A 26,527-nucleotide genomic window follows, 5' to 3' on the forward strand; every position below is an offset into this window, starting at 1 on the left:
AATTTAATTAAGTGCTGGGCGGGCCATATGTCTGCCTTGCGCATCAATTGGCGTATTATTTACTCATGCAGTCGGTGAGTTTTTAGAATCTAGTTATCCTTTAGGGTAGGGTCGCCAGATTTCACTAGGACCACACTAAGATCTAACCTATCGATTTAGTACTCACCGATTCTATTTTAGGTGAAACAAATTCTTTAACCTCAAGATGATTGTCGCGAGGGCAATATGTTTTTTTCGAATAAAACGGCGATTTTCGCCGCCCATTATCGTATTCTGGTGACCGATGCTTTTTGGCTGCGGTCCGCGATATATATCTGCGCAATCTTGATAAGCGGTCTTGGCCAGCCGGCTGCGGCGCAGAATGCGCTGGCACGCTATGCCATATCTAGTGGCGACGCGCTGCAGTTGGATATCCTCGACGACGCAGAGCCACCATATCCGCTGATCGTTGGTAATAGCGGCGACGTGCAGCTGCCGTTTTTGGGCAGCCTTCCGATTGCGGGGCTCACCCTGTCTGACGCGCATCGGATCATCAACGATGCCTACGTTGATGGTGCCATCTTCCTATCCCCGAAACTCGATCTGTCGGTCGTCAATGTGCGGCCCATTTCGGTTTTAGGCGATGTGCAGACGCCAGGCTTTTTCGACTACCATGCGGATATGACGTCAGAGCAGGCGATTGGCTTGGCCGGCGGCTTGATGCGCGAACTGGGCGGTGAAGAGGCGCGGTCGTTGCAACGGGTCGCCCTGCGCGGAGAGTTGGCGGCAAATCAGGCCGCCATTGTCCGCGAGGCTGTCGCAGCAGAGCGGCTCCGCATGCAGTTTGCAGGGCGCGACCGTATTGATGCGGCGCAGATTACCTTTGCAGGGATCGATCATCCCGATGCTGCGCTGATCGCCACCTTGATCGCGCAGGACGAAGACATCATCGCAGCAGAGCGCGCGCATTTCGAGGCAGATCGCAACCTGATTGCCCAGGCGATTGCCGATGTCGGGGTGCAAACCTCTTTGATCGAAGAACAGATCGCTGCGCAGGTCGCGCAGATTTCCAGCTATGATCAAGAGCTGTCAAACGTCGCGAAGCTGCAAAATCAGGGCCTTGTGGCCTTACCAACCCGCAACCGTCTACTGCGCGAAGTGTCAGACGAAGAAACAAGCCTGCTGCGTTTGCGCACAACGCTTGTTTCGACCCAGCGCGAAATGAACCAGCTTAAGCGAGAGCTGCTTAGCCTTGATTTTCAGCGCGCCCAAAACTGGCGCCAAGAGATGGCAGATGTTGGTGTCGCAGAGGCGCAACTGCGCGAGACGCGCGCATCGCTTTTGCAGCGTCTGGCCCTGCTTGAAGACTGGACGCGCCGCTCTGCGGACACCGCAGAAGATACGCGGATCGAATTGATGGTGCGGCGCCGGGCGGCGCAGTCGGGTCTTGTGACCCTTGAAGTGACTGAAACCGACACGATCCTGCCGGGCGACGTGCTGATCGTGCGCCTGCTGCGGGACACTTCTAGTGCTGATATCTTGGCAGAGGGAACGCTATGAACCGGATGGCTTTCAAACATCGGCCCTTGCCTGACCCGCCGCGTGTCAATGCAGGATTGCCAAGTCAGGACGTCATTGATCTTGCGTCAATCATTGGCGCACTGCGGCGTAACCGCTGGCTTATCGTCGCGTGCATCGTCGTATCGGGTTTGATTGCGGTGCAGGTACTACGGACCAGCAAGCCGGTTTATTTTTCAAATGTCGAAATTCTGCTTGATACCCGGCAGGAACGGATCGTTGGCGTCGAACAAATTGTGTCCGACTTGAACGTGTCCAACTCTACCGTGGCGGGCGAAGTTGCCGTGCTGCAATCGAACCTGTTGCTGGGGCGCGTTGTTGACCAGCTTGATCTTGTGACCAACCCCGCTTTTGACCCCTATTTGGTCGAAGAGCCGGGCCCCATCGCGCGTCTTGTGGATGCGGCCAAGATTCAACTTGCGCAGATTGGCTTGCTCGAAAAAGTGCCAGAGCCGATGCCCGACGCCGCGGCAGACCCGGCAGGCACACTAAGCGCGCAAGACGCGCGCAATCTGGTGATCTGGCAGCTGCGCCGGAACCTGAGCATTTTTCAAAGTGGCATTTCCTACGTCATCACCGTGTCAATGAGCGCGCATGACCCCGAACTGGCCGCCCGCATCGCCAATGCCGTGGCCGATCAATATATCGAAGATCAGCTTGCCGGAAAACTTCTGGCCACCCAGCGGGCCATCGACTGGCTGGACAACCGCCTTGTGGAACTTGAAGGCGCGCTGCGCACAGCCGAAGATGCAGTCGTCGAATTTCGCGCGCTTCAAATCCGCGATCAGGGCGGCAACGTGCAGGGCGTGGCGCAGCAGCTGTCGCAGCTGAACGCCGCCGTCGTGGACGCCCGCAATGAACGGGCCGCCGCCGAGGCCCGGCTGACGCAGGCACAGCGCTTGTTGAACGAAAACGGCCCAGAGGCCGCGGCCGCGGCGCTGAATACGCCGCGGTTGACCAGCCTCGATACAGAGATGGCAGACCTAGAGCGTCGCCGCGCACAGCTTGCGACGCGCATGGGCGCGCAACATCCTGATATGCTGGCGCTGGAACTGGCACTGGATGACCTAAGACGCGACCGCGTTGCCGCTATTGATACTGGTATAAAAGAGCTTGATGCGTCGCTTGCGCAGGCCAAAGCGCGCCAGTCTGCCATTTCCGACGACATCAGAAGCACCCTGCAACGCCAGCTTGACCTGTCCCGAACCTCTGTCCGGCTTAGCCAGCTTGAACGCTCTGCCAGTGCAACGCGGCAAGTCTACGAAAGTTTTCTGAACCGGTTTCAGGAAACCACGCAGCAGCTGGAATTCCAGCGTCCCGACGCCCGCATCATCACCGAGGCACAGCCACCGCTAAGCCCGGCACGTCCACGCAAAAAACTAATCATTGTCGTCGCGCTATTTCTAGGGGGGATCCTTGGGGTTGCGACCTGCTTTGTAAAAGAGGCGCTGGATCGCAGTATTCGCCAGCCAAAACAGCTTGAACGGATCACGGGCGTCAAAGTGTTGGCCTCTTTGCCAAAACTACCAGCCCCCGGTCCGCTGCGGAACCTGCTCCATCGCAAGCGCCGAAAGCAAGACGCGCTGATCTATGACGAAGGTCTGCGGATGTTGCGCTATGCCTTGACGAATCCCGCATCGCGCAGGCCGCCAAAGGTCGTGATGCTGACCGGGGCGGACTGGAACGTCGGTTGTTCCGTGACGGCGCAGGGACTGGCGGGGGTGCTGTCAGCGATTGGTCAGGACGTAGTGATCGTTGAATCCAATTTCAGGCATCCAAAACAAGCCGAGATCTGGGGTGTGGAAAACACCGACACGACGTTGAATTCCTATCTGACCGGTGACGCCGATCTTGCCCAAGTCTTTGCGCGTCATGTGGAAAAGCGCATCTGGATCGTTACAGCGGCCCAGACCGCTGGCAATGCGGCCGACTTGTTGTCCGGCGACCGCTTCCGCACCTTGATCGAGGGACTGTCCGCCCAGTTCGACACCGTCATTCTGGATGCGCCGCCTGCGATGGGCGTCGCCGATACCACCATTCTGGCTGACGTGGCCGACGCGGTCATTGTTGTGGCCCGCAGTGGCCGCACACGCGGCGACGCTGTCGTGTCAGCCATACAACTGATCGGTGCCTCTGGCGCGCCGGTCGTCGGCACGGTTCTGACCGACGTCGAAATTGGACGAAAGACCCTGCCTCTTACAACATCACAGCCGTCTACAGTGAAACAGACTGCTTTCGTAGAAAGGTTGACCGATGCCTGAAGATTCTGCGCTAGTTGCGCTTGCCAAGGCGGACCTTGTACCGCCAGCGCGCGTCGCACTGATCCATTACTGGCTTGTCGGCATGCGCGGAGGAGAGCGCGTGCTGGAGGAAATGCTAAAGCTTTATCCCGACGCTGATATCTTTACCCACGTCGTAGACCGGGACAAAATTAGCCCTGCATTGGCTGCGCGCCCCATCACGCAAACCTTTGTCGGTCGCCTGCCTGGCGCGCGCAAACACTACCAAAAATACCTTGGCCTGATGCCCCGCGCCCTCGAAGAACTGGACCTAAGCGCCTATGATCTGGTCCTGTCATCGGAATCAGGACCGGCAAAAGGGGTCATCACGCGGCCCGATGCGACGCATGTCTGCTATTGCCATTCGCCCATGCGTTACATCTGGGATCACTACGCCGCCACGAGTGCTCAACTGGGATGGTTGCAGCGCAAATACTTCTCTCAACTCGCGCATCGTCTGCGTCAGTGGGACACAAGCACCGCCGCACGGGTGGATCATTTTATTGCCAATTCGCGCTTTGTCGCGGCCCGGATCGACCACACCTATCGGCGTGATGCTGCGGTCGTGCATCCGCCGGTCGACCTTGATCTGTATGGGCCGGCAGGCGCGGACGGCGCACCAGTGCCGCAGGCAGACCGGGGGTATTACCTTTATGTGTCCCAGCTCGTGCCCTACAAGCGGGCGGACCTTGCTATCGATTCATTTCGCGGGCTTGATCTACCGCTTAAGGTCGTGGGCCAAGGGTCCGAGTTTGAGCGTTTGTCACAGAATGCGCCTGACAACGTCCAGATGCTTGGCCGGGTCGAGGATGCCGATATGCCGGACCTTTATCGCGGTGCCCGCGCCCTGATTTTCCCCGCAGAAGAGGACTTTGGCATTGTACCGGTCGAAGCCATGGCTTGCGGCACGCCCGTGTTGGCCTATGGCCGTGGCGGCGCGCTTGATTCCGTCGTGCAGGGCAAAACCGGTCTGTTCTTTCCAGAGCAGACAGTCCCGTCCCTGCAAGCCGCCATCGGTGATTTCGAGGCGCGGCGCGATGCATTCGATCCTGCCCGCATTGCGCGCCACGCGCAGGGCTTTGGCGCTGAACGGTTCCGGATTGCCCTAAAGGCACAGATCGATGGTGCGCGGCGGCGTCACCATGATCGGTTTGCTGTCGCCTAATGGGATGGCTGGACTGGCAGCACCAAGGCAGAGCCGCCGTCTGGCCCAAACCACAGCGTATTGCGTGCAATACGCGGCGTAGCCGAAAGTGTGTTCAGCCCTGCGCCGTTCATGTGCCGCTCCAGCCTTGGAAAACTGGCAGAGCTGATGTGCAGCCCGATGCGATGCCCTGCGGCGATGCGGTAAGCGATGGGGGGGAAATCCACATTTGCGGTGACCACATCCGCAGGCGTCAAAAGCGGCGCAGGGCGGTCAAAACCGTTCCGGTATCGCAGCCGCAGCGCGCCTTGCTGGATCGCCAGCATGGTGCCATCTGGGCCGATATCCATCAGCACAGCGACCAGATCGGTATCCGGGGCATCCGTGGACACCACGATCCGCGCCGTGATGTCACCTGCCAGCGTCAAGGGTTCCGGCAACGGACCCGAGGTGAAGGCAAGAATATCGCTACGCCCTGCATTCGGGCGTTGGTCCAGCGGCCCGGCAGGCAGGTTCAGACCGCCGGTGCAACAAATCGGCCCGCCAATCGATGGCGTCGGATCCATCGGATCATAAGCAAAACTGGCGCTGCTTGGTGCAGCGGGCGCGTTCTGCGTCAGCTGACCCGGCTGCAGATACCACGTTTGCGCCGCGACATTCGCCGGGGGCCAAACATCAGAGGTGTCCCACCGATCGGCACCGTTTACGAAGTACGTATACTGCGGCATCTGGGGCAGGGGCGCATCGCGCAACCAATGGTCCAGCCAACTGGCATAAATTGCATCCAGATCAGGCGCGCTGCCCGGCGCTACGGTAAGGTCGCCGACACCTCCGGCTGCAAAGGCTGCATTTGGGTCGCAATGCAGGCCGGGGCCAATGATGACATGCTGGTGATCGCGGGCCGCAATCGTGGTGCCGCGGGCGCGCATCAGGGCCGCCGCCTCGAAGGTGCCGCGCACGCCGATATCATGCCAGGTGTTCATATGCAGGGCGGGCGTGTCAAAACTGTCAGTGGCCTGCAAATAGCCAAGTGCGTCCCAATAAGCGGGATCGTCGAAATGGCTCAGAAAATCCTCGTAATCTGTTGGATCGGCGCGGTTGCGCGATACCAACGTGCCCGTGGGCAGCTGCCCGATCACTTGCGCCGCGTCGATGGCGACGCCGTGCATCTGATCGCCAGTTTTGCCGCCATTGGCGGAAAACCAGCCATATGCAGCGGCAAGGTTCGGAATGCCGCCTTCGAAGAAGGCGAAATAGGCGCGCGATGCGCTGCCGCTGCCAATCGCGCCGCCAGCACCTTCGGCAATCAGCGCCCGCAGGTGGGGGCCACCTGCCTTGGCCTGCATCAACTGCACCTCGCCCAAGGCAGAGCAACCGCCCATCGCCACGCGGCCATTGGACCAGTCCTGCGCTGCAATCCAATCCAGCGTGGCAGAGCCGTCGGACACGGCGCCCGCATAAGGCGCGAAAACCCCGCCCGACCCAAATCGTCCGCGGATATCTTGCACCGCGACAGCATAGCCGCGTGGCACCCAAGTCTGGACCCAGCGCAGCGCTTCGCCGTAGGTGGATTTGCCGTAAGGCAGGCGGATCAGGATTGTGGGCAGATCAGCGGCCGCGCCTTTGGACCGGTAGACGTCGGTTGCCAGCGTGACGCCATCAGGCATCGGGATCATGATGTCAGGGGCCAGGGTGATCCCAAGGATCAATTGCCGCGCCTGAAACGCCAATTGCCCCTTCAACTGACGCAAGCGGTCCAGCTGGCTCAGGCCGAGTCCGGCTACGGCGGCGCAGATAAGGCATCCTGCGATGATGCGGCGCGGGGTCATGCCGGGTGCCTTTGGGGTGGATGTGCAGAATGACCATCGTGATTGATATATGGACTTGGCAGTTGGTCGATTCCGATCCAGCAGTCCTGTCGCAAGAAGAGCGCACGCGCGCTGCGCGCTTTGTGTTCGACCGCGACAGGGACCGCTACATTGCAGGCCGCAGCCGGTTGCGACACATCCTTGGCCCCTATCTGAATCAGGCCCCCATTGATGTGAAGTTTAGCTATGGCACCTATGGCCGACCTTGGGTGAATGGCCTGCAATTCAACCTGAGCCACACCGGCGATCTGGCCTGCCTTGCCGTTTTGCAAACCCCGCACCAGCTTGGGCTGGATATCGAGGCGGTCCGCCCCATCGACCTTGATGTCGCGCAGGCCCATTTTGCACCACGTGAAATGAACGCGCTGCTGGCGCTGCCTATAGACGCCAGAATGCCCGCCTTTTACCGCTGCTGGACCCGGAAAGAGGCTTATCTGAAAGCGCGCGGCACGGGGCTGTTCACGGACCTGAGTTCCTTTGTCGTCACGCTTGGCCCGCAGGACGAACCTGGACTGACGTTTTGCGACAGCGGCGATGCGGCGGCGTGGACCTTGCAAGATGTCAGCATTGCGCCGGGCGTCGCTGGCGCCCTTGCCGTCCGCAGCGCGGGTCAGGATGTGCGCGTTGTGCGGCGCGCTGCGCTTTAGAATGCGTTTTAAACGGCGCATAGAAAAAACGCCTCGCATTCCACAGGGCCAGTCATCTGGGACAAATCCAGCCAAAGCGCGATTTCAGTAAAGCCCGCAGGCATGCGCCCGTCGCCCGCGGCCTCTGGGTGGGTGTTGGCGGAATTATTGCGATAGGTGCTCCAGTCCGACGTGACCGTGACGGGCCAGCTATCGCCTATAGCCACGCGCGCGTCGCCCCGCAGCGCCTGCACTGTCGCATAAAGCGTGCCCGGAGTGTCTGATCTAACGCGGAAAAACGCGCCGACCTCTGCCCCCGGCTGGCATTGCCCAACAACCCAAAGGTGCCGTGTGCCTGCATCAATTATCAAGGTTGCATCGGGGTACGGATAGGGCACTGCAGCGCCTAAGGGCGTGTCGCTGCTGCGCAGATCAAACGGCGCGGCGCCCAGCAAATTCCGGTCCGCGCGGTGTTGCACCAAGGGGGCCATATGCCGGGGCCGCCGCCCGCGTACAAAGGACACATCCAGCCGTCCCGGCCCCCCTGCCAGCGCGCCGCTTTGGCTGCGCAGATTGTAGACGGTGACCTCTTTCATTGCGGCGGTCGCAGCGCGGGACTGAAGGGCGAAAATGTAATCGCATTGGTTGCCCGCGTCGAAATCAGCACCCGTCACCATAAAAGTACCGCCTGCGATATCGATATGCCCGTGGCCGACGTCGAACAGGGGCGCGTCTGCGGCCTTGGGGCGGTTCACCTCTAGGTGGCAGCCCTGCAGCAGCACCCGGCCAGACCCGACGACAACCTGATCGACAAAGTCGATCGAGGTGCCAGACAGGACGAACTCTGCGCCGTTGTTCAAAATGGCAATCCGGCCGCCATCAATAACGCTATCCGTCAGGGTGATCATCTCTCCTGCATCGCGGCTGCCGCCTAAAAAGTGCAGGCCAACACCGCAAGCGATCCGTAGGCCCGCGGCGCGGATCAGATAGGCGCGGTGGGACAGGATCATCCCGGTATGAAAGCCGCGCACGGTCACATCGCGCAATTGCAGGCGTGACGACATTGCATCTGCCTCGGTCTGAAACCGCAGGCCATGCAGGGCGGTGCCGCCACCGGGGCCAGCGATTTCTATGCCCTCTAGCCATTTGTGACCGTATTGCCGGCTCGTCTTGGTCGCGCGGATCAGGATCGCCTCTCGCGTGGCTTGCGGTGTGACCATCAGCGCGTCGATCCGCGCCGCGCCATCGGCGCGGAGTGTCAAAGTCGCCGCTGCGGGGTGGTCCTCGACCTCGAACATCGACTGCCCGGGGGCCAGCAGGGTCGTGCCGCCAAGCTGCGTGCCATCAGCGGTATTGAGTGTGACGAAAACTGCGGGGTAATCCTGCCAGCCGGACAAAGCCCCTAACGTCACCGCAATGCGGACGCGCCCGCTTTGCGGCAATGACAGGGGCAGGGTCAGCGCATCGCTGCCTGCGGGGTCGCTGTGCAGTGCATCGTCCTGCCAGCGCCAACCCGGCGCGGCCTTGACGTATTGCAGCGTGGCAAGGCTGTCGCGGCGCGGCGGTTCTGGCATTTCGGCAAAATCCAGCACCGCACCGTTACCGCGCAAGATGACGGCCGTTGGATCAATCACCAGCCGCGACCGGCAATCATAGCGCGCTGCGCCTAGGTCGATGGCAAGTGGGCCATGGGCTTCGGCATACGCAATGGCGCGGCCAAGGCGCAGCGCGTCATCGGGGCCATCCTGCGCCTGCGCAAACCATGCGGGCTGCAGCGTTCCATGCGCGCCGATGCGTCGCCACTGCACGCCGTCCGGGCCTGCAACGCGCAGGATGCCATCGATGGGGCGATCATCGGTCGCTGCCTCGAACCAGCCCTGACCGGGCACATGTACCGGATGAGGCGTGGGCGGCTGCTGCGCCAAATCCGAAAGATCGCGCAGCGCATCAGGCACTTTGCCCCGCGCGGCGCTGGCCCCCCCAAAGGTCAGCCCAGCGATGCCCGTCGCCCGCATCAGATGTCGCCTGGAAATCATGATCGTCACCCTTTGTGGATTACGTGGCCTTAGGCCGGGGCCAGATTTTCGATGGGAACGGTTTCCCGCGCGGCAGGGCGCAGCACGTGGCGATACAGGGCAAGATGGCTGTCGATCCAGCCATCCATGCCGTGACCCAGCGCAGGGCCGACCGTGCGCGCCGCACGGCCCAATGCTGCCACCTGATTATCGTCGCGCATCACCCGCCCAAGCACGCGCGTCAGATCATCCGCATTTCCCGCCGCAAACGGCAGGGCCACCCCAGCCTGCGTCAACTCTCGGGCTGCCAAAATCGCATCCGACACCACAAGCGGCACGCCAGTGGCTGCCGCCTCAAAGGCTGCCAGGCAAAACGGCTCTGGGCTTTGCGAGCCGACGACAACAACGCGGGCCTGCTGCAAATGCTGCGCAAGGGCGGTGCGATCTGTCCAACCGTGATAGCGGTGGCAAGGAAAGCGGGATTGCAGGTCAGCCAAGTCCTCTCCGGTGCCGTAGAAATCGACGCGCAGACCTAGGGTGTGGCCCGCTTGCGCCAGATCATAGACCCCCTTCAGTCGCTGCACCTGCCCGATGTGCACGATGCCGCGCTGTTGTTCTGGCGCGGGAACGGCGGGGCCAAAGGGCGACACGGGGTTGCGGATCGTCACTAAGTTTTCCGGCTCAATGGCCCGGCGCAAGGCAGGGTGCATATCCGGATGGATTGCCACAAAGGTCGCGGCCTTCAGATGCGGCGCAAGTCGAGTAGCCAACACCGCCTGCCGGGCTGCGCGCCATAATTTGTGTACATGGGCCCGCTTGTCGCAACGGGTCGTTAAGCAGGACAGCGAAAGCGGCGTCCGATTGCACACTGCAGCGCGGCCATAGTCCAGATAAGCCCCATTCGGGCAGGCCAGAAAGTAATCGTGGGCATGGATGACGGTGCGATGCGCGACAGGAGCCAAGGCATCAAAGATCGAAGGCGACAAGATATTGGACCAATTGTGCAGGTGATACAGGGTGCGCGGCGTGTCGTTCTGCGCCATCCACGACCGCATCTGCTGCGCACTGTCGCGATTATAAATCCCGCGCGTTGCTGCCGTTGCTGCGGATTGCTCTAGCAGCCTTGCCCCGCCAAAGGCGATCCTTTCGGCCCCGGTTGGCGCGCTGTCGCCGCCATCGTCACCCACGATCGCAGTCACCCGTTCGCCGCGTGCAGCCAAGCCACCAGCCAGCGCGCCGGCCAGATAACCCGCACCGCCTTGGTGCGAGGAATAGTCGTTCACGATCACAATACGGTCAGGTCGGGTCATCGGTGCGGCCTTTCATATCTAACACGCGCAGGGGGTGGGCTGTGCCGCGCAGCAGGTCCGCCACGGCAGCAAAGTTGCCGCGCAGCCGCCCGCGCCGGTCGACCCACGGTTCAGGCCGTAGCGACTTGGCCGCGTTGGCCAGCATGTTGCCGCCGATCAACCGCAGCGCATGACCCGGCTGCATGATCGCGCCGCGCATAAGGTAAAACGGGTTCGCCACTTGCGAATAACCCAGCTTGATCCCGCTGGTGCGCCCAGCCTTGGTGCCAAGGTGAACGCCGCGCAATGACGTCGATTTCACGCAACGCCCAAATGCCGCGACCCTGCGCGAGAAATCGACATCTTCTAGCCAGCCATAAAGCGGCAGGTTTTCGTCAAAGCGCAGGGCATTGTCGCGGATTGGTGCGGTGCGAAACGCCATGTTGCAGCCGTAGCCGTTGTTCACCTCTACCAAACCATCCGGGGCAGGCGATTGCATCCCTTCCAAAATGGCACGGGCCGCGTCGTGCGTCAGCCCTGCCGTCCCGATCCCATCGGCTTGCACCTGCCCGGTAGCGACCACAACGCTGGGTGCGCGGATGAACAGATCCTCTAGCCTTTGCACAAAGTCGTTTGCCATGACGAAATCATCATCAAGAAACAGGACGACATCCGCGTCCTCTAGGTGATCCAGCACAAGGTTACGTTGCCGCGTTAGACCCTTGGCACCAAACATAACGGACACAGGTACGCAGCATTGGCGCACTGCAGTGTCGTCAATATCCCCCTGACCCGTCGCCGAGACGATGACCCGGTCCGGCCGGCGGGTTTGGCGCGTCAGATCGTTCAGGGCCTGACCCAAATCCGTGCGGCGGCCAAGGGTCGCAATCGCAATGGTGATCCGCAAGGTATCCACGCGCGGATGGGGCGGGGCTGACATGCTCATTGGACAAGGCTCCTTGTTTGCAAATGGGGCATACGGGGCAATGGGGCGGCATCGACGGTCGCCGGATTGCGCCGCGTTGCAACCGCAAGCGCCGCCAGAAAGATAAGCGGCACGCCCGGGTCGGGCACCGTGGCGGACAACATCAAAGACACCAGCGCGGCCACCGCACCTAGCCGGGTGGCGGCCAGCGTATCCTCTTGCCCAGCGATCGCCCGCCCGCCAAAGGCCAGGATAAGGAATGCGCAAAAAGCAGCCGTGCCCGGAATGCCGACGCTGCCCAGTAGGACAAACAACAGCCCGTTTGACCGCAGCGAACCTGCCCCGACGCCCAGCCCCATACTTTGCTGCAGCGCCTCTAATCCGCCCATCATCCAGGCAGAACGTTCCAAGCCCGAAGAGCTTTGCGATTTGTTGATGATCAGATCGTTGATCACAGAGGCGACCATCGCGGGCGCGTCGGTCATGGTGAGCGCCGCAGCCAACCCCAGCCCGCCTGCGGCCAACACGACCGCAAACCCCAAAAGCATCCCGCGCGATGTTTGCTCTGGCACCCGCACCTGTACCTGTAACATTAAAATGCAGGTCACGACGGCCACTGCCAGCAGTCCGGTCGCCGATAGCGCAAGGCAGGCAAACACCCCGTTGCCAAGCGCTAGCACCGCATCGCGCCTGCGGCCCGTCCGCAAGGCGAGGGTGGCGAAATAGGCGAAAAGCACGGCGCTAAAGGCCCCGAAACTTGCGGATTCGGAAAACCCGCCAATGACGCGGGGAATGCCTGCAACGGTGGCTTCGTTCATCAAGGAATAGCTGGCGGTTCGGATCAAGGCCAGCACCGGGTCCAAAGCGGCCATATCAAGCACACCCAACCCCAGATTGACGCCCGCCGCCCCAGCCATGCACTGATCGCCAAACGCTGCGCCGCGCCGGCTTAGCTGATTGACCGCGACGATAAACAGACCCGAAGCCAAGACAATATAGAAGGTCTGAGAGATGTTAGAGCTGCCCGGAGACAGCCAAACCTTACCCCAAAGGAAAGCCGTGCTGACGCGCACGCCGCCCGCTGATCGCGATAAGGAAAACACCATGATTTCACCGCTGAAAAGGCGGACAAGAACCGTTGCGGAAAAGATCGTATAGGCGGCAAAAATAAGGATGGCGATGGCCGACGGCTCTAGCCTGATCCGGTCGCCGCGCATCAGCCGTCCAAGCAGCAGCAAAATACCCGCGCCCACGGCCGCGGCAGAGGCGACATTGACCGCCAGCAGCGATAAGCCGCCCAACTTTGGCAGTCCTACGATAGCCAACATGCCAAAGGGCATCATCACGGCCACAAGGATCATGATACGATGAATGCCGCCTAAGGCGAAAATAGCCAGCAGCAGAAAAAATACCGGTGTCAGAGGATAGATCTGAATGATCCTGCTCCCTCTATGAATTAAAAAATAAAATATATGCCCGTAATTTAGGGGCTAGCAGAAGGATCGGTGCTTAAAAAATAAGCAGTATAAAATAGACTAATATACAATCTCATCGCAGATTCTGGGTGTTATGGCAATTGAAAATTACTCACCGTGTCAATGGGGTATGGCAGGTGATCCGAATCGAATGGCAGAAATAAGCGGGTTTCCGCAAATTTTGATTTTTTCGGCGGTTTTGTGACCATTTTTGCGTCATTGTTCCTGCCGTACCTGGTCGATATGTCAAGTTTCAGGTCATATTTTTCCCTACAGCCTATGGGTATACCTTTGTTTTAATGTCTCAATTATTTTAAAACTTATTATTTGGTAAGAAATTAACTAATGTTAAGGAATGGTTAACGAAAATAGGCTGAACTCTGCTTGCCGATTATTGATGGCATTAGATTCGGGATTTATCTGGATCGCCGCATCGTTAGGTGCAGCCCATATTTTTTGGGCGACAAGGAATTTTTACTAATGGATTTGACGAGCGGCTCAACCGTTCGAAGGGGGAAGCTTTGCCAACTCGAGCGCAATTTAAGAACGTAAATGATATTACACAGAGCCCGGATCTTTTGGCCTCGATATGCGACCTGTTTTTTACTCAGGTTTCTAATCGAGGTCAAAGGATCGCCATTATCCAAGACGATCGCCAGCTGACTTATGACGGATTATCCCGTCTGGCTGGCACGATCGCGCAAACGCTTCAGTCCGCGGGCGTCCGTAAGGGCGATCTTGTGGGTATTCTGGCGGGGCGCAGCATTGAAACGGTCGCGGCGCAGCTGGCTATTATGGCCTTGGGTGCCGCGTTTGTACCACTTGATCCGGCAACGCCAGATCAATATCGCAAGACGGTCGTATCTGCCGTCCAGCCGAAGGCGATTGTCTGCCAAGCCGCATTTCAGGAAAAGGCAGCAGCGCTAACACGGCAGGCGATCACCCTGCCATTGGAACCGGCACCAGATGCCCCTGCGCTGCGCGTCTTTCAGGACGATCCGCATTCCCGGATCGACGCAGAAGACCGCGCCTATGTTATCTATACCTCCGGCTCGACCGGGGATCCCAAGGGCGTGATGGTCCCGCATCGCGGCATTTGCCGTTTGGTTCGGGGGCAGGATTATGTGCCGCTTGGACATGAACAAGTCGTTCTGAACCTGGCTTCCGTCGGGTTCGACGTGATCTTGGGCGAGATTTACAGTGCGCTGCTCAATGGCGGCACGCTGGTTGTCGTCCCAGAGGCGGCTCCATCGCTTGACCGGATTGGCAGCATCATCGCCCGCAACGGTGTCACGACGGCCTATATCACGGCAGGGTTGTTTCATATTATTGCAGAACAAGACGCCGCGCTGCTGGCCCCGCTGCAATCCGTTATTCCCTGCGGTGACGTGCTTTCGGCTGCGCATGTGGCCACGGTGCGCCGCGCCCAGCCGCATGTGCGCATCATCAACGGATATGGCCCAACAGAGGCCGCTGTCTTTACCTGCTTTCACACCATCCCGGACGAATGGGACGGCGGTCCGATCCCAATCGGGCGCGGCCTGAACCACGACATACGCTTTGTGCTGGACGACAACCTGTGCCCCGTACCGCGAGGCGAGATGGGGCAGTTGGCAGTGGGCGGGCAGGGCGTGGCCTTAGGTTATCTTGGCCGGCCTGATCTGACCGACGCGGCTTTTGTGAATTTGGATCACGCGGACGGCGTACGGGTTTATCTGACTGGCGATCTGGTGCGCGAGCGCAGTGACGGTGTGTTTGAATTCCATGGCCGCGCCGACCGGCAGATCAAGATCAACGGCCAACGGATAGAGCTTGATACAATAGAACATGCCCTGCGCAAGGACCCTGCGGTTGATGATGCGGCCGCAGTCGCAATCCCGCGCTTGGGGGGCGGCAAAAAAGTTGTCGCTTTCGCTATTCCGGCCAAAGGCCAGCACGTCGCGGTGCAAGAAATCTTGCACCGTCTGCGTGAAATCCTGCCTGCAGCCGCCATTCCATCCCGTTTGATCCTGCAATCCACCTTCCCGCTGTCACGGTCGGGCAAGGTGGACCGCAAGCAACTTGCGCAGGGTCTATCAGAGGTTCAGACACCGGCCCCACTCGGCCATCCTGTCCCAATCACGTTGGCCGGTACAATCCGCAGCGTGTGGGCCGGTGTTCTGGACACAACGATCAACGACGACGACCTGACCTTCTTTGACCACGGCGGCACGTCACTGCAACTGATCGAGGCGCATGCGCTTTTGCAGGACCGCATTGGTCGGTCGTTCGATATCGCCCTGATGTTTCAGGCCCCCCGGGTTCGCGCGCTTGTCCGCCTGCTAGAGGGGCCGTCACCGTCCCCAGCCGAGACTCTGGCCTATGCTGTTGATCCGCTCGCCGCGCGGCGCGCCGAAATGGCCCGCGCCCGTAACAGGCAAAGGAACCAATGATGAAAGATTCAATTCCTGCCCAGGCAGAGCCCGGAATGATCGCGATTGTCGGTATGGCGGCGCGTGTGCCGGGGGTAGAGTCGATTGACGCCTACTGGAAGGCCATTTGCGATGGCCGTGACCTAATCCGCCGCCACGACACTGACGCCTTGGCCGACAACTTTTCCGACGCAGAACGGGCGCGTGGAAACTATGTGCCGGTGCGCCCGTCGCTTGACGATGCGGCGATGTTTGACGCGCCATTCTTCAACATGCTTCCGCGCGAAGCCGCCCTGCTTGACCCGCAATTCCGGGTCTTTTTGGAAACCTGTTGGCAGGGGATGGAGGATGCGGGCTACGACCCGGACCGTGTACCGGGGCCTGTGGGCGTCTTCGGCGGCGCTTCGATGTCGACCTATTTTCTGAACAACGTGCTGACTGATCGCGCCACGATCGAGGATTTCGTGTCCACCTATCAGCTGGGCGATTACCAGCAGTTCATGGGGGCGATGGGTGACACCTTGGCGACCCGTGTCGCGTTCCGCATGGGTCTGACCGGGCCTGCATTAACCGTCTCGACGGCCTGTTCGACATCGCTCGTGGCGGTGACGCAGGCCTGCCAAAGCCTTGATGCGTTTCACTGCGACATGGCGATCGCGGGCGGCGTGTCGATTACATTTCCACAAGAACGCGGCTATTTTTATCAAGAGGGCGGGATGGTGTCCCATGACGGTCACTGCCGCCCCTTTGATGCGTCTGCGACGGGCACGGTCTTTGGCCACGGCGCGGGCGTTGTGGTGCTGCGCCGGTATGAGGACGCGCTGGCGGACGGCGACCGGATCTATGCGGTCATTCGCGGCAGTGCGCTGAACAATGACGGCAATGACAAGATCGCCTTTACCGCGCCCAGCGTGACGGGTCAGGCCATGGTCATTGCGATGGCGCAGGGCATTGCCGACGTGGACCCTGGGTCCATCGGTTATGTTGAATGCCACGGCACCGGCACGCCCCTAGGCGATCCGATTGAATTTGAAGGGCTCAAGCAGGCCTTTGCAGGCGTTGATCAGGGCCGCATCGCGCTGGGGTCCAGCAAAGCGAATATCGGCCATTGCGATGCCGCTGCAGGGGTGTTGGGGCTGATCAAGACGACGCTGATGCTGCATGACAGGGTCATCCCGCCGCTTGCAAACTATACCTCGCCGAACCCTCGTATCGATCTTGCGACTAGCCCGTTCCGCATTCCGCAAATCGCGACCCCTTGGGTAGAGGCCGGACCGCTGCGCGCTGGCATTTCCTCTATGGGGGTCGGCGGCACAAATGCGCATTTGGTGCTAGAGGAAGCGCCTGTGCCAGTGCCAAGCCCCGATGGCGGGCTTCACATTCTGCCCTTGTCCGCACGCACGGATACGGCGCTGGCGGCCCAAGCCCTTGCGCTGGCGGATGCCCTTGATGCACCGGATGCGCCGCCTTTGGCAGACGTTGCTTTGACCTTGCAAGAGGGCCGCCGCGCCTTTGATCTGCGCACCCATGTTGTTGCCGCCACGGCCTTCGAGGCCGCAGCAGCCCTGCGCGCGCCAATGCGCGCAGTGAAAGCGGCCAAGGACGCGCCGCCCGTCGCATTCATGTTTCCCGGGCAGGGCGCGCAATATCCGGGCATGGGGCAGGGGCTATACGCCACTGAACCCGCCTTCGCCAAAATCATCGACGCTGGCAGCGAGGCCCTGCGCCCCGCGCTTGGCCTTGATCTGGCAGAGCTGATCTATCGCAGCGACGACCCCAAGGCCGCCGCCCGTGTTCTGCGCGACACCGCCATCACGCAGCCCGCGCTTTATCTGATCGAATACGCCACCGCCCAGTTGTGGCTGGACCGCGGCGTTAGGCCAAGTGCGATGATCGGCCATTCGGTTGGTGAATTTGCCGCCGCGACCCATGCCGGTGTTATGACGTTCGACACTGGTCTGTCCTTGATCGCCGCGCGGGGCCGACTGATGCAGGACCAGCCGCCGGGTGCCATGTTGTCCGTGCGCGCGGGCACTGATGCGCTGATTGGCCTGCTACCGGACACCATCGATGTTGCCGCCCGCAACGCGCCCCAGATGACAGTCCTTGCTGGGCCACAGGACGCGATTGCGGACCTTGCGGCGCAGCTTGGCGCGCAGGATATCCCTTGCCGAGAGCTGCATACCTCGCACGCCTTCCACTCTGCCATGATGGACCCTGTCGCCACCGCGCTTCAGGCTGAGGCCGCGCGCCACAGCTTTGCGCCGCCGCGCATCCCTTACGTTTCTTGCGTGTCGAGGACCTGGATCACCGACGATCAAGCCACAGATCCCGCGTATTGGGCACAGCACTGCCGCGCTGCCGTCGATTTCGACGCTGGCATCCGCACGCTTTGCGCCGGCAGCCAGCCGCCTGCATTGATAGAGGTCGGCCCCGGTCGCACCTTAAGCGCATTTGCGGCGCAGGCGGTGGCAAAAGATGCCCGCGCTGCCATCATTCAGTCGCTGCCCGATCACGACGATCCGGCGGGCGACGCGGCGCAAATGGCGGGCGCTGTCGGTGCCCTTTGGTCCGCTGGGGCAGCTGTCGACTGGGCGGCCAACCGCACAGTGCCGGGACGGCGGACGAGCCTGCCCGGTTACCAGTTTGAAAAATCCCGCCACTGGATCGACCCACCTGTGCCGCAGGCCCGCCAGCAGGCCGCGTCCGCCGCTGCCGCGCCCATCATGTCACCGCAAATTTCGAATACAAAGCCTGAGGAACCGATCATGACCACCGTTTCCCGCACGGACACGTTGACTGAACAAGTCCTGTCCATTCTGTCGGATTTGTCCGGCGACAGCTTTACCGCCGCCGACGCCGATTGCACCTTTCTAGAGCTTGGCTTCGACTCGCTGCTGCTGGGGCAAGTCACCCAGCGGCTGGCGCGCACCTTTGATGTCACGCTGACCTTTCGCCAGTTGATGGGGGCCTTTCCAAGTGTCGCCGTTTTGGTGGCACATCTGGACGATGTTCTTCCGGCCGAAGTGGCACCGCCGCCCGCGGCCGCGACAGCACCAACCCCGGCCCCGGTATCCACTGCTGCAACGGCGCAACCTGTCCCGCCAGCCGTGCCTGTATCGGGCGATGTGGCCGGGTTGATGCAGGCGCAGACGCAAGCGATGCTATCGCTTTTTGACACCCAGCTTCGCACGTTCGCCAGCGCATCCCCCGCAGCGGCCGCGATGACAACAGCGCCACTGGCACCTGCCGCTGCGCCAAAAGGCCGCCCGCCCGTCGCCGCATCTGCAGATGCACCTGATACGCGCCACGATTTGAACCGCCGTGCGGCCCAGCTTGCTGATTTTACTCCGGCGCAGACGGCTTTTATTGCCGCGCTTTGCGATGACTACAGCGCCAAGTTCCCTACATCAAAATCCCGGACGCAGGATTACCGCCGTAAACTTGCCGATCCCCGCACCGCCGCTGGCTTTCGGCCCGAATGGAAAGAACTGGTGTTTCCTGTGATCGCCGAGACGGCAAAAGGCGCTTACCTGACCGATACGGATGGCAACCAGTTTATCGATCTGGTCAACGGCTTTGGTCAGACTGCATTTGGTCATTCGCCAGACTTTGTGACCGACGCTGTCAGCGCCCAGATGGCCAAAGGATTTCCCATCGGCCCGCAAACGCCGCTAGCCCACGAAGTTGCAGCAAAATTCCTTGCCATTACGGGCCACGACCGGGCCACGTTCTGCAACACCGGATCAGAGGCGGTGATGGCCGCTATGCGCCTTGCCCGCGCTGTGACCGGGCGAGAGACAATTGTGACCTTCAAAGGTGACTACCACGGCCAATTCGACGAGGTGCTGGTCAAAGGCCGCGCGTCGGGCGATCCAACGGCGCTGCCTGCTGTGTCGGGCGTGCCGTCCTCTTCGGTCGCGAATATGGTCGTGCTAACCTATGGCACGCAGGACACGCTGAACTGGATTCAAGATAACGCGGACGATATCGCCGCGGTACTGGTCGAACCCGTGCAAAGCCGCAGGCCGGACCACCGCCCCCGCGCGTTTTGCGAGGAAATCCGCCGTATTACCGCCGCTTGCGGCGCCGCGATGATCATGGACGAGATTGTCACCGGTTTCCGCGTGGCCCCGGGCGGGATGCAGCAGTTGTGGAACATCACCCCGGATATGGCGACCTATGGCAAGGTTGTTGGCGGCGGCATGCCGGTTGGTGTGCTGGCGGGATCGAAGCGGTTCCTTGACGCCCTTGATGGCGGCTTCTGGTCATTTGGCGACGATAGCGCACCCGAGGTGCCGCCGACCTTTTTTGCTGGCACCTTTGTGCGGCATCCTTTGGTGCTGGCGGCGGTCTCTGCCGTGCTTGACCATGTCGCAGGGCCGGGTGCGGCGCTGTATGACCGCATCGCCCCGCAGACTGAAGCGCTGCGCGACCAGATGAATGCCGCATTGCAGGCGCGCGGCCTGCCGCCTGCGATTATCGGCTTTTCCAGCTGGATGATCGTCAATCTGTCATCCCTTGATCCGCGCGCCGCGCTGCTCCACCCGATGATGCGTCTGGGCGGGGTGCACGTGCACGACGGCTATCCTTGGTTTTTCACCACCGCCCATACCGAAACTGATTTTAAGCACGTGGCAACGGTTTTTGCCGACGCTTTGGATCAACTGCAGTCCGTGGGCATTTTGACCGGTGACAGCACGGACGATGACCCAAAGGGTACTAAACCCACAACGGAAACTGGCACCGACACGATCCCGCTAACCGCGCCGCAGACAGAGGTCTGGATGTCCGCGCAAATGGGCAAGGCCGCCTCTGGCGTGTTCATCGAAAGCGCCAGTCTGCGGTTGCAGGGCGATCTGGATGCAAAGGCGCTGCAGACTGCGCTGAATGAAGTGATCGCACGGCACGACGCGCTGCGCCTGTCCTTTGACGCCTCTGGTCAGGCGGCGCGGGTCATGCCAGCGCTGTCCCTGACGCTAGACCCTATTGACGTGAACCAAGACGGTCTGGACAGCCTGATCGCGGCCGATGCTGCAATGCCGTTTGATCTGACGGACGGCCCGCTTGTTCGCGCGGCGCTTGCGCGGCTGGCACCGGACGATCATGTTCTATTATTCACGATGCACCACATCGTCTGTGATGGTTGGTCCAGTTATCTGGTGATCGAAGAGCTGGCGGCGCTGTATAACGCCGCTGTGCAGGGCGTGCAGGCCAATCTGCCGCCGCCTGCCAGCTTTGCGGCCTATGCTTGCAGTCATGGTGACCGCACCCCCAGCGCTGCAACCGATACATTTTGGAAAGCGACCTTTCCAAAGGCCCCCGACTTGCCAGAGCTGCCGCTAGATACCCGCCGCGATGGTCAGCGCAGTTTCGCCGGGGCGACGCATGTGCATCTGATTGACGCGGATCTTGCCAAAACGCTCAAGCGTGCTGCCGGGCGCGAGGGGGTGACGCTGTTCGGCGCGCTGGCCGGATCGCTGGCGGCGCTGCTGTCCCGGCTCAGCGGGTCGGACGATATCACGCTGGCGGTGCCAACTGCCGGGCAAACGCTTTTGCCTGATGACCGTCTGGTGGGTCATTGCGTAAACCTTTTGCCGGTGCGGCTGCAGGTCGCGACGGACGCGGACACAACATTGGCCGACCACCTGAAGGCCGTATCCACCCGCGTGTTGGACTGTTTCGACCACGGCGACACGACCTATGGCACCATCGTGCATGGGTTGGCAGATCGCGGCGATGTATCACGTCAGCCCCTGACAGAAGTTCAGTTCAACCTTGACCAACAGCCCGCTGATTTCGGCTTTGACGGGATCGCGGCGACACTTTCGTCGAACCCGCGCGCCTATACCAACTTTGATCTGATCTTTAACGTCACCGAAAGCCGCCAAGGCCTGCGTATCGATCTGACCTATGCAACAGACGTGTTGAACGCGGATACCGTGGCCCGCTGGTGCGAGCATTATCAATCCGTAATCGCAGCCGCAGCCCGCGATATGCAGACCCCTTTGCAAGCGGTGCCGCTGATAAGTGCGGCGCAGGCTGCCGAACTGGCCGCCATGGGTAACGATACTGGCCACGTCGCGCCAAAGCACGCGCGCTTGGAACAGATGATCGCGGCGCAAACCGCCGCAACCCCCGATGCCATCGCTGTTGAGGACGCAGGCGGGCCGCGCAGCTATGCCACGCTTGCCCGGCAAAGCGACCGCCTGGCCGCTGAAATCCGCCGCCAGATTCCGCAGCCCGGCCAAAGGGTTGCTGTGATGGTGGAACGCTCTGCCGATATGCTGGTGGCGCTTTTGGCTGTGCTGAAGGCCGGACATGCCTACGTGCCGCTTGATCCGCATCACCCCGTCGCGCGCCACCGCGCGACGCTGACGGCAGCAAGTGTTGCCGGGTTGATCTACGACGGTGACGTGACTGACGCGATCAGCGGATTGGACCTTGCCGCGATCCGCGCCAGCGCCAGCTATCCTGATGCCACACTGGACGAGCTGCACCGCGGCGGCTCTGCCGAAGACGCGGCCTATGTGATCTTCACCTCCGGCTCGACCGGGACTCCCAAGGGCGTAGAGGTGTCGCACGGCGCGCTGTTGAATTTCCTGACCGCGATGGCCGACCGCCCCGGATTATCGGCAAGCGATGCGATCCTGTCCGTCACCACGGTTAGCTTTGACATTGCAGGGCTAGAGCTGTTCCTACCGCTGATCGTCGGTGCCAAGACAGTGATCGCGACGGACACGGACGTGCGCGAAGCGTTCCCGCTGGTCGACCGTTTGGCGCAGGGCGACATCACCGTGCTGCAAGCCACGCCGACCTTGTGGCAAATGCTGCTAGAGGCGGGGCTGAAACCAACGCCGACGCTTAAAATTCTAACCGGAGGCGAGCCGCTGCCGCGGGATCTGGCCGAACGACTGGTGTCCTTTGGCGGCGAAGTCTGGAATATGTACGGCCCGACAGAGACAACGATCTGGTCGTCATGCGGTCGTGTGACGGACGGCCATGTCACCATTGGCGACCCCATCGCGAACACAGTGTTGCACGTCATGGACGACGCTGGAAATCTGGTGCCGCCCGGCGTCACCGGAGAGTTGAACATCGGCGGGGCCGGCCTTGCCATTGGTTATTTGCATCGGCCTGACCTGACGGACGCCGCCTACCGTATCGTCGATGTCCCCGGCGCGGGGCCGACACGGCTTTACCGTACCGGTGATCTGGCACAGCGGTTGCCGGACGGCACGATCCGCCTGCTGGGACGGCGCGACGGTCAGATCAAGCTGCGCGGCTTCCGTATAGAGCTGAGCGAGATTGAAGCAGCCATGCGCAGCGTAGACGGCATCCGCGCCGCCGCCGTGGATTTGCGCGAAGGGCCGACAGGTCCGTTGCTGGCTGGTTTCTATGTCGCCGATACGGACGCCCCGCAGCCGGCTGACATCGCCAAAGCCCTGTCCGCGAAACTGCCCGCCTATATGGTGCCGCAGCGCCTGCAGGCCATCGACGCGCTACCCGAAACCGGGAACGGCAAGCTGGACCGCCGCGCCTTGCCTGCGCTGGATGCCGCCGCGCCAACCGACGCGGGCCGCCGTGTCCGGGCACCCGAAACAGAACTAGAGCGTGATCTTGTCGCGATCTGGCAGGACGTGCTGGGGCTGGATGAGCTTAGCATTGATGACAGCCTGTTTGATCTGGGCATCGACTCGCTCGGCATTTTTCGCATTGCGGCGCGGATGTTAGACCGCGATCTGGGGCTAGAGGCGCGTCATCTGATGCAGGCCCCCACCATCGCAGGGGCTGCGGCCTTGATGCAAACCCGCGCGGCAAAACCTAAGGCACCGTCCTTGAAGGATTTCCGCAATGGCGCACGGCGCGGCGCGGGGGTGACAGTATGACCGCCCCTATCGATACCATGCCATTAACAAGCACCACGCCAGAGGCCGCACCGCTGCGCTTTCCTTGCAGCGCGACCCAGGAACGGTTCTGGTTTCTGGACCAGATGAACCCCGGGGATCCGGCCCTGAACGTGGCCTTTCGGTGGAACATCAACGGCACCTTTAGCGCCGCCACAATCGAGGCCGCGTTTCAGGCAGTCATTGCCCGCCATGAATCCCTACGGACGCGGTTTGTCGCGGATCAGGATCGCCCGGTCCAAGAGGTGGCCCCGCAAGTCCGTTTTAAGCTTTCGGACATCGACATCCGCAACACGCCGGCAGCAGAGCAGCAAAGCCGCATTGATCAGATTGCCAGCGAAAGCGCCGCGCAACCTTTTGATCTAACAGAGCCTTGTCAGCTGCGCGTGGTCTTGATCCGCCTTGGCAATGACCATGCGGTGCTAGCGATCACCGTGCATCACATCTGTTTTGACGGCTGGTCCATCGGGGTGCTTGGGCGCGAAGTCGGCACCTTTGCCGCAGCGCTGGATGCGGGGCGGACAGCAAAACTGCCTGAACTGGCCCTGCAATTTGGCGACTACGCCCTGTGGCAGGCCGACTATTTCGACAGCGAGGCCTTTGCTGCCGAACTAGGCCCTGTCTGTGACCAACTGCGCGGCGCACCCTATTTCGAGGTGCAGCCAGATTTTCCAAGGCCCCTTCAGCGCAGCACCGCCTGTGCGGTCGTGACAGCGGATCTGTCACCCGCATGGGGCAAACGGCTGGAGTCCGAAGCCCGCAAGCGCGGCATGTCGACCTTTGCTTATGGCGCGGGCGTTCTAAGCGCGTTGCTGGCCCGCTGCGCCGATGCGCCAGAGGTGCTGCTCGGATCGCAGGTCGCTGGACGCAGCGAAGTCGAGCTGGAGCCGCTGATCGGTGTGTTTATCAACACCGTCGTCTTGCGTTTTGCGACAGCCGGCGACACAGCGCTAGGCGATCATCTGGACCGCGCCCGCCATGCGGTCACCGATGCGCTGATCGGACAAACAGTGCCGTTCAACAAACTGGTTGAGACGTTAAATCCCGCCCGCGATGCGTCTCGCACGCCATTGGTGTCTGTTAACTATCTGCTTCAAAACGTCTTTATGGAAACGGCGCAATACGGCGGCTTTACGCTATCCAGCGCACCTTCCCACGCGCCCGGCGCGCTGCACGATCTAAACTTTTCGCTGATCGGCCGCAGCAGCGGCTGGCGGATGACGCTGGAATACAATTCGGACATGTTCGATGCCGCCACGGCGCAAGAGCTTATTGATCTGTGGCAATCGTGCTTTGCGCTGGCCTTCGATCATCCGTACTGCCTGTTGTCGGATATGCCGCACCTGTCGCAGGGCCCGCAAGCGCGGACCGATGACGCGCTGCAGCTGTCCCGGATAGAGGCCGCCTTGCAGACCCATGACAGCGTCGCAGCTGCCGCCGTCGTGCCCTATGCGGCGCAAGGCGGCCGCCGTGCGCGGCATGCCTTTGTCACCCTAGCACCGGACGCAGCGCTGATGCCGCTAGAGGTGCTGCCGGGGCTGCTGCACGCGCACCTTGGCGCAGCCCTGTCGGTGGACGGGATCAGCATTCTGCAGTCTTTGCCACGCGATGCGGGCGGGCGTGTCATCAAGGCGCAGTTGCCACTGGCCGCCGCCGTCGGGGCAGCGCCCGCAGGCGTGCAAGGGGCAGAGGCGGTTTCCGGCGATAGCGTCACTGATATTGCCGCGCGGTTGGTTCCGATCTGGTCCGATGTTCTGGGCATCAAGGACGTACCGCAGACGACCAGCTTCTTTGATCTGGGCGGCCATTCGTTGCTGATTGTCCGCCTTCTGGCGCGCATCGAGGCTGAATTTGGCCACCGTATGACCTTGGCCGACGTTTTCCAGAACCCAACTTTGCGCACCTTGGCTCGCCACTTGGCGCGAGGTCAAAAGCCAGCCTCTCGCCTCGCGGCAGAGCGGGACTGGCGCGTTGTCACCTTGCAAGAGGATGGCACGGGGATCCCGCTTGTGGCGATCAACAACGCCAACATCACCTATGCGCTGGCCGATAACATGAGTGTGCCGCGTCCGGCCATGTCGCTGCGCATCTACGATAAGGCACAGGGGCACACACTAGACCCGCGCCCGTTTGAACAGATCGCGACCCAGTTCCTTGAGGCGCTGCAAGCCGCCCAGCCGCACGGTCCCTACGCCCTGTTCGGCATCTGCGTGCACGGCAACCTTGCGATCGAGGTTGCACGCCAATTGCAGGCCAAGGGAGAAGAGGTCGCCGCCGTGATCATGAAAGACGTCTGGGCCCCGCAATATGCCCGCGATGTCGATGCAAGCTGGTCAACGCGTTGGCGCAATCGGCTGCATTTCCTAAAGGTGCGCCTGCACCGCGTGGCGCAGGGTACGATGTCCGTGCCGGCGTTCCTTGGCACCTTTCGCCTGATCCGGGCAACCGGTTTGCTGAATGCGGCCGTGCGCCTGGGGCTGATGGAAAGGGTGCGCTACACTGACCTGAAGGCCGAACAGGAAGCCTTTATCGCCTATTTGACGGATGCGCGCGATGTCCATGAACCAAAGCCGTACAACGGGCGGGTGCTGCACATTGTCACGAACGATTCACCGCGCGGCGCAGGGTTTGACACGACGATGGGCTGGGGCGATCTGATCACCGGTCCGATGGAAACGGTTTATCTGCCCGATGTGTCGGCCGAGCAGGGGCGCAATCGCGGTATTGCTGACGCGGCCACAAAAATCGAAGCGTTGCTGCAGACGTTCGACGATGCTGCGTCCGGTGAAAAGGATCAGGCCAATGCCCAATAGATCACAGCAGACCACACAGCGACGCAAAACACGACGGCTGCCAATCGCAGGGCAAACCCGCGCTGCGCTGTCCAACCCGCCAAGGCCACTTGCGGCTTGGCGTCTGGCGCTAAGGCCGTGTCGCGATTTGTCTGACGCACGCAGCATGCCTCCATCTGATGGTACCGTGGGTTTTATCTGTGTCGTTGGACATAAAGCAGGACCCGTCACCGGGCAAC

13 protein-coding genes are annotated in these 26,527 nt (G+C 61.3%); 7 read left to right on the forward strand and 6 right to left on the reverse strand.

Features of this window, described 5'->3' with window-relative positions; all coding sequences use genetic code 11:
- Positions 1-225: 225 nt before the first annotated feature.
- From KBW81_RS17395 to KBW81_RS17405, 3 genes are read left to right on the forward strand one after another with little or no spacing between them, the layout of a single operon-like run.
- Entirely contained in the window at positions 226-1,539 is a 1,314-nt protein-coding gene (locus KBW81_RS17395; protein ID WP_090189044.1) for a polysaccharide biosynthesis/export family protein, read from the forward strand.
- Positions 1,536-3,818 (forward strand): GumC family protein, encoded by a 2,283-nt coding sequence (locus KBW81_RS17400; protein WP_254249389.1) that lies wholly within the window; start codon positions 1,536-1,538, stop codon positions 3,816-3,818. The genes KBW81_RS17395 and KBW81_RS17400 overlap by 4 nt, the downstream gene beginning before the upstream one ends.
- The gene (locus KBW81_RS17405) at positions 3,811-5,001 is read left to right on the forward strand and encodes a glycosyltransferase (RefSeq protein WP_254249390.1); all 1,191 of its coding nucleotides are present in this window, start codon (positions 3,811-3,813) and stop codon (positions 4,999-5,001) included. Before KBW81_RS17400 ends, KBW81_RS17405 begins: the two co-directional genes overlap by 8 nt.
- Here the strand turns inward: KBW81_RS17405 and KBW81_RS17410 are convergent.
- Positions 4,998-6,809 carry a CocE/NonD family hydrolase gene (locus tag KBW81_RS17410; RefSeq protein WP_254249391.1) on the reverse strand — a complete coding sequence of 604 codons (1,812 nt, stop codon included), beginning with the start codon at positions 6,807-6,809 and terminating at the stop codon, positions 4,998-5,000. The two genes, KBW81_RS17405 and KBW81_RS17410, sit on opposite strands and share 4 nt — an antisense overlap.
- Before the next feature lie 29 nt (positions 6,810-6,838).
- Here KBW81_RS17410 and KBW81_RS17415 point away from each other — a divergent pair, with 29 nt between their 5' ends.
- Positions 6,839-7,495, forward strand: coding sequence for a 4'-phosphopantetheinyl transferase family protein (locus KBW81_RS17415; RefSeq protein ID WP_254249392.1), 657 nt, complete (start codon positions 6,839-6,841; stop codon positions 7,493-7,495).
- Positions 7,496-7,503: 8 nt separating this feature from the next.
- Here the strand turns inward: KBW81_RS17415 and KBW81_RS17420 are convergent, their stop codons facing one another.
- From KBW81_RS17420 to KBW81_RS17435, 4 genes are read right to left on the reverse strand one after another with little or no spacing between them, the layout of a single operon-like run.
- Complete coding sequence (locus KBW81_RS17420) at positions 7,504-9,510, reverse strand: hypothetical protein (RefSeq protein WP_254249393.1); 2,007 nt, start codon at positions 9,508-9,510, stop codon at positions 7,504-7,506.
- Between the two features lie 29 nt (positions 9,511-9,539).
- Positions 9,540-10,799, reverse strand: coding sequence for a glycosyltransferase (locus KBW81_RS17425; RefSeq protein WP_254249394.1), 1,260 nt, complete (start codon positions 10,797-10,799; stop codon positions 9,540-9,542).
- Positions 10,786-11,724, reverse strand: a complete 939-nt coding sequence (locus KBW81_RS17430) for a glycosyltransferase family 2 protein (protein ID WP_254249395.1) — start codon at positions 11,722-11,724, stop codon at positions 10,786-10,788. The genes KBW81_RS17425 and KBW81_RS17430 overlap by 14 nt, the downstream gene beginning before the upstream one ends.
- Positions 11,721-13,064, reverse strand: coding sequence for a hypothetical protein (locus tag KBW81_RS17435; RefSeq protein WP_254249396.1), 1,344 nt, complete (start codon positions 13,062-13,064; stop codon positions 11,721-11,723). Before KBW81_RS17435 ends, KBW81_RS17430 begins: the two co-directional genes overlap by 4 nt.
- 554 nt (positions 13,065-13,618) lie before the next feature.
- Here KBW81_RS17435 and KBW81_RS17440 point away from each other — a divergent pair.
- Genes KBW81_RS17440 through KBW81_RS17450 form a run of 3 tightly spaced genes read left to right on the forward strand, consistent with a single transcriptional unit; the run spans position 13,619 to position 26,309 of the window.
- Positions 13,619-15,610 carry a non-ribosomal peptide synthetase gene (locus tag KBW81_RS17440; protein WP_254249397.1) on the forward strand — a complete coding sequence of 664 codons (1,992 nt, stop codon included), beginning with the start codon at positions 13,619-13,621 and terminating at the stop codon, positions 15,608-15,610.
- Positions 15,607-23,478 carry a non-ribosomal peptide synthetase/type I polyketide synthase gene (locus KBW81_RS17445; RefSeq protein WP_254249398.1) on the forward strand — a complete coding sequence of 2,624 codons (7,872 nt, stop codon included), beginning with the start codon at positions 15,607-15,609 and terminating at the stop codon, positions 23,476-23,478. Before KBW81_RS17440 ends, KBW81_RS17445 begins: the two co-directional genes overlap by 4 nt.
- Positions 23,475-26,309, forward strand: coding sequence for a condensation domain-containing protein (locus tag KBW81_RS17450; RefSeq protein ID WP_254249399.1), 2,835 nt, complete (start codon positions 23,475-23,477; stop codon positions 26,307-26,309). The genes KBW81_RS17445 and KBW81_RS17450 overlap by 4 nt, the downstream gene beginning before the upstream one ends.
- On the opposite strand, the gene KBW81_RS17455 is transcribed toward KBW81_RS17450, so the two are convergent.
- Positions 26,291-26,449 (reverse strand): hypothetical protein, encoded by a 159-nt coding sequence (locus KBW81_RS17455; protein WP_175499270.1) that lies wholly within the window; start codon positions 26,447-26,449, stop codon positions 26,291-26,293. The genes KBW81_RS17450 and KBW81_RS17455 overlap by 19 nt on opposite strands.
- Between the last annotated feature and the right edge of the window lie 78 nt (positions 26,450-26,527).

The organism is Loktanella salsilacus (genome assembly GCF_024206795.1).
Taxonomy (GTDB): domain Bacteria; phylum Pseudomonadota; class Alphaproteobacteria; order Rhodobacterales; family Rhodobacteraceae; genus Loktanella; species Loktanella salsilacus.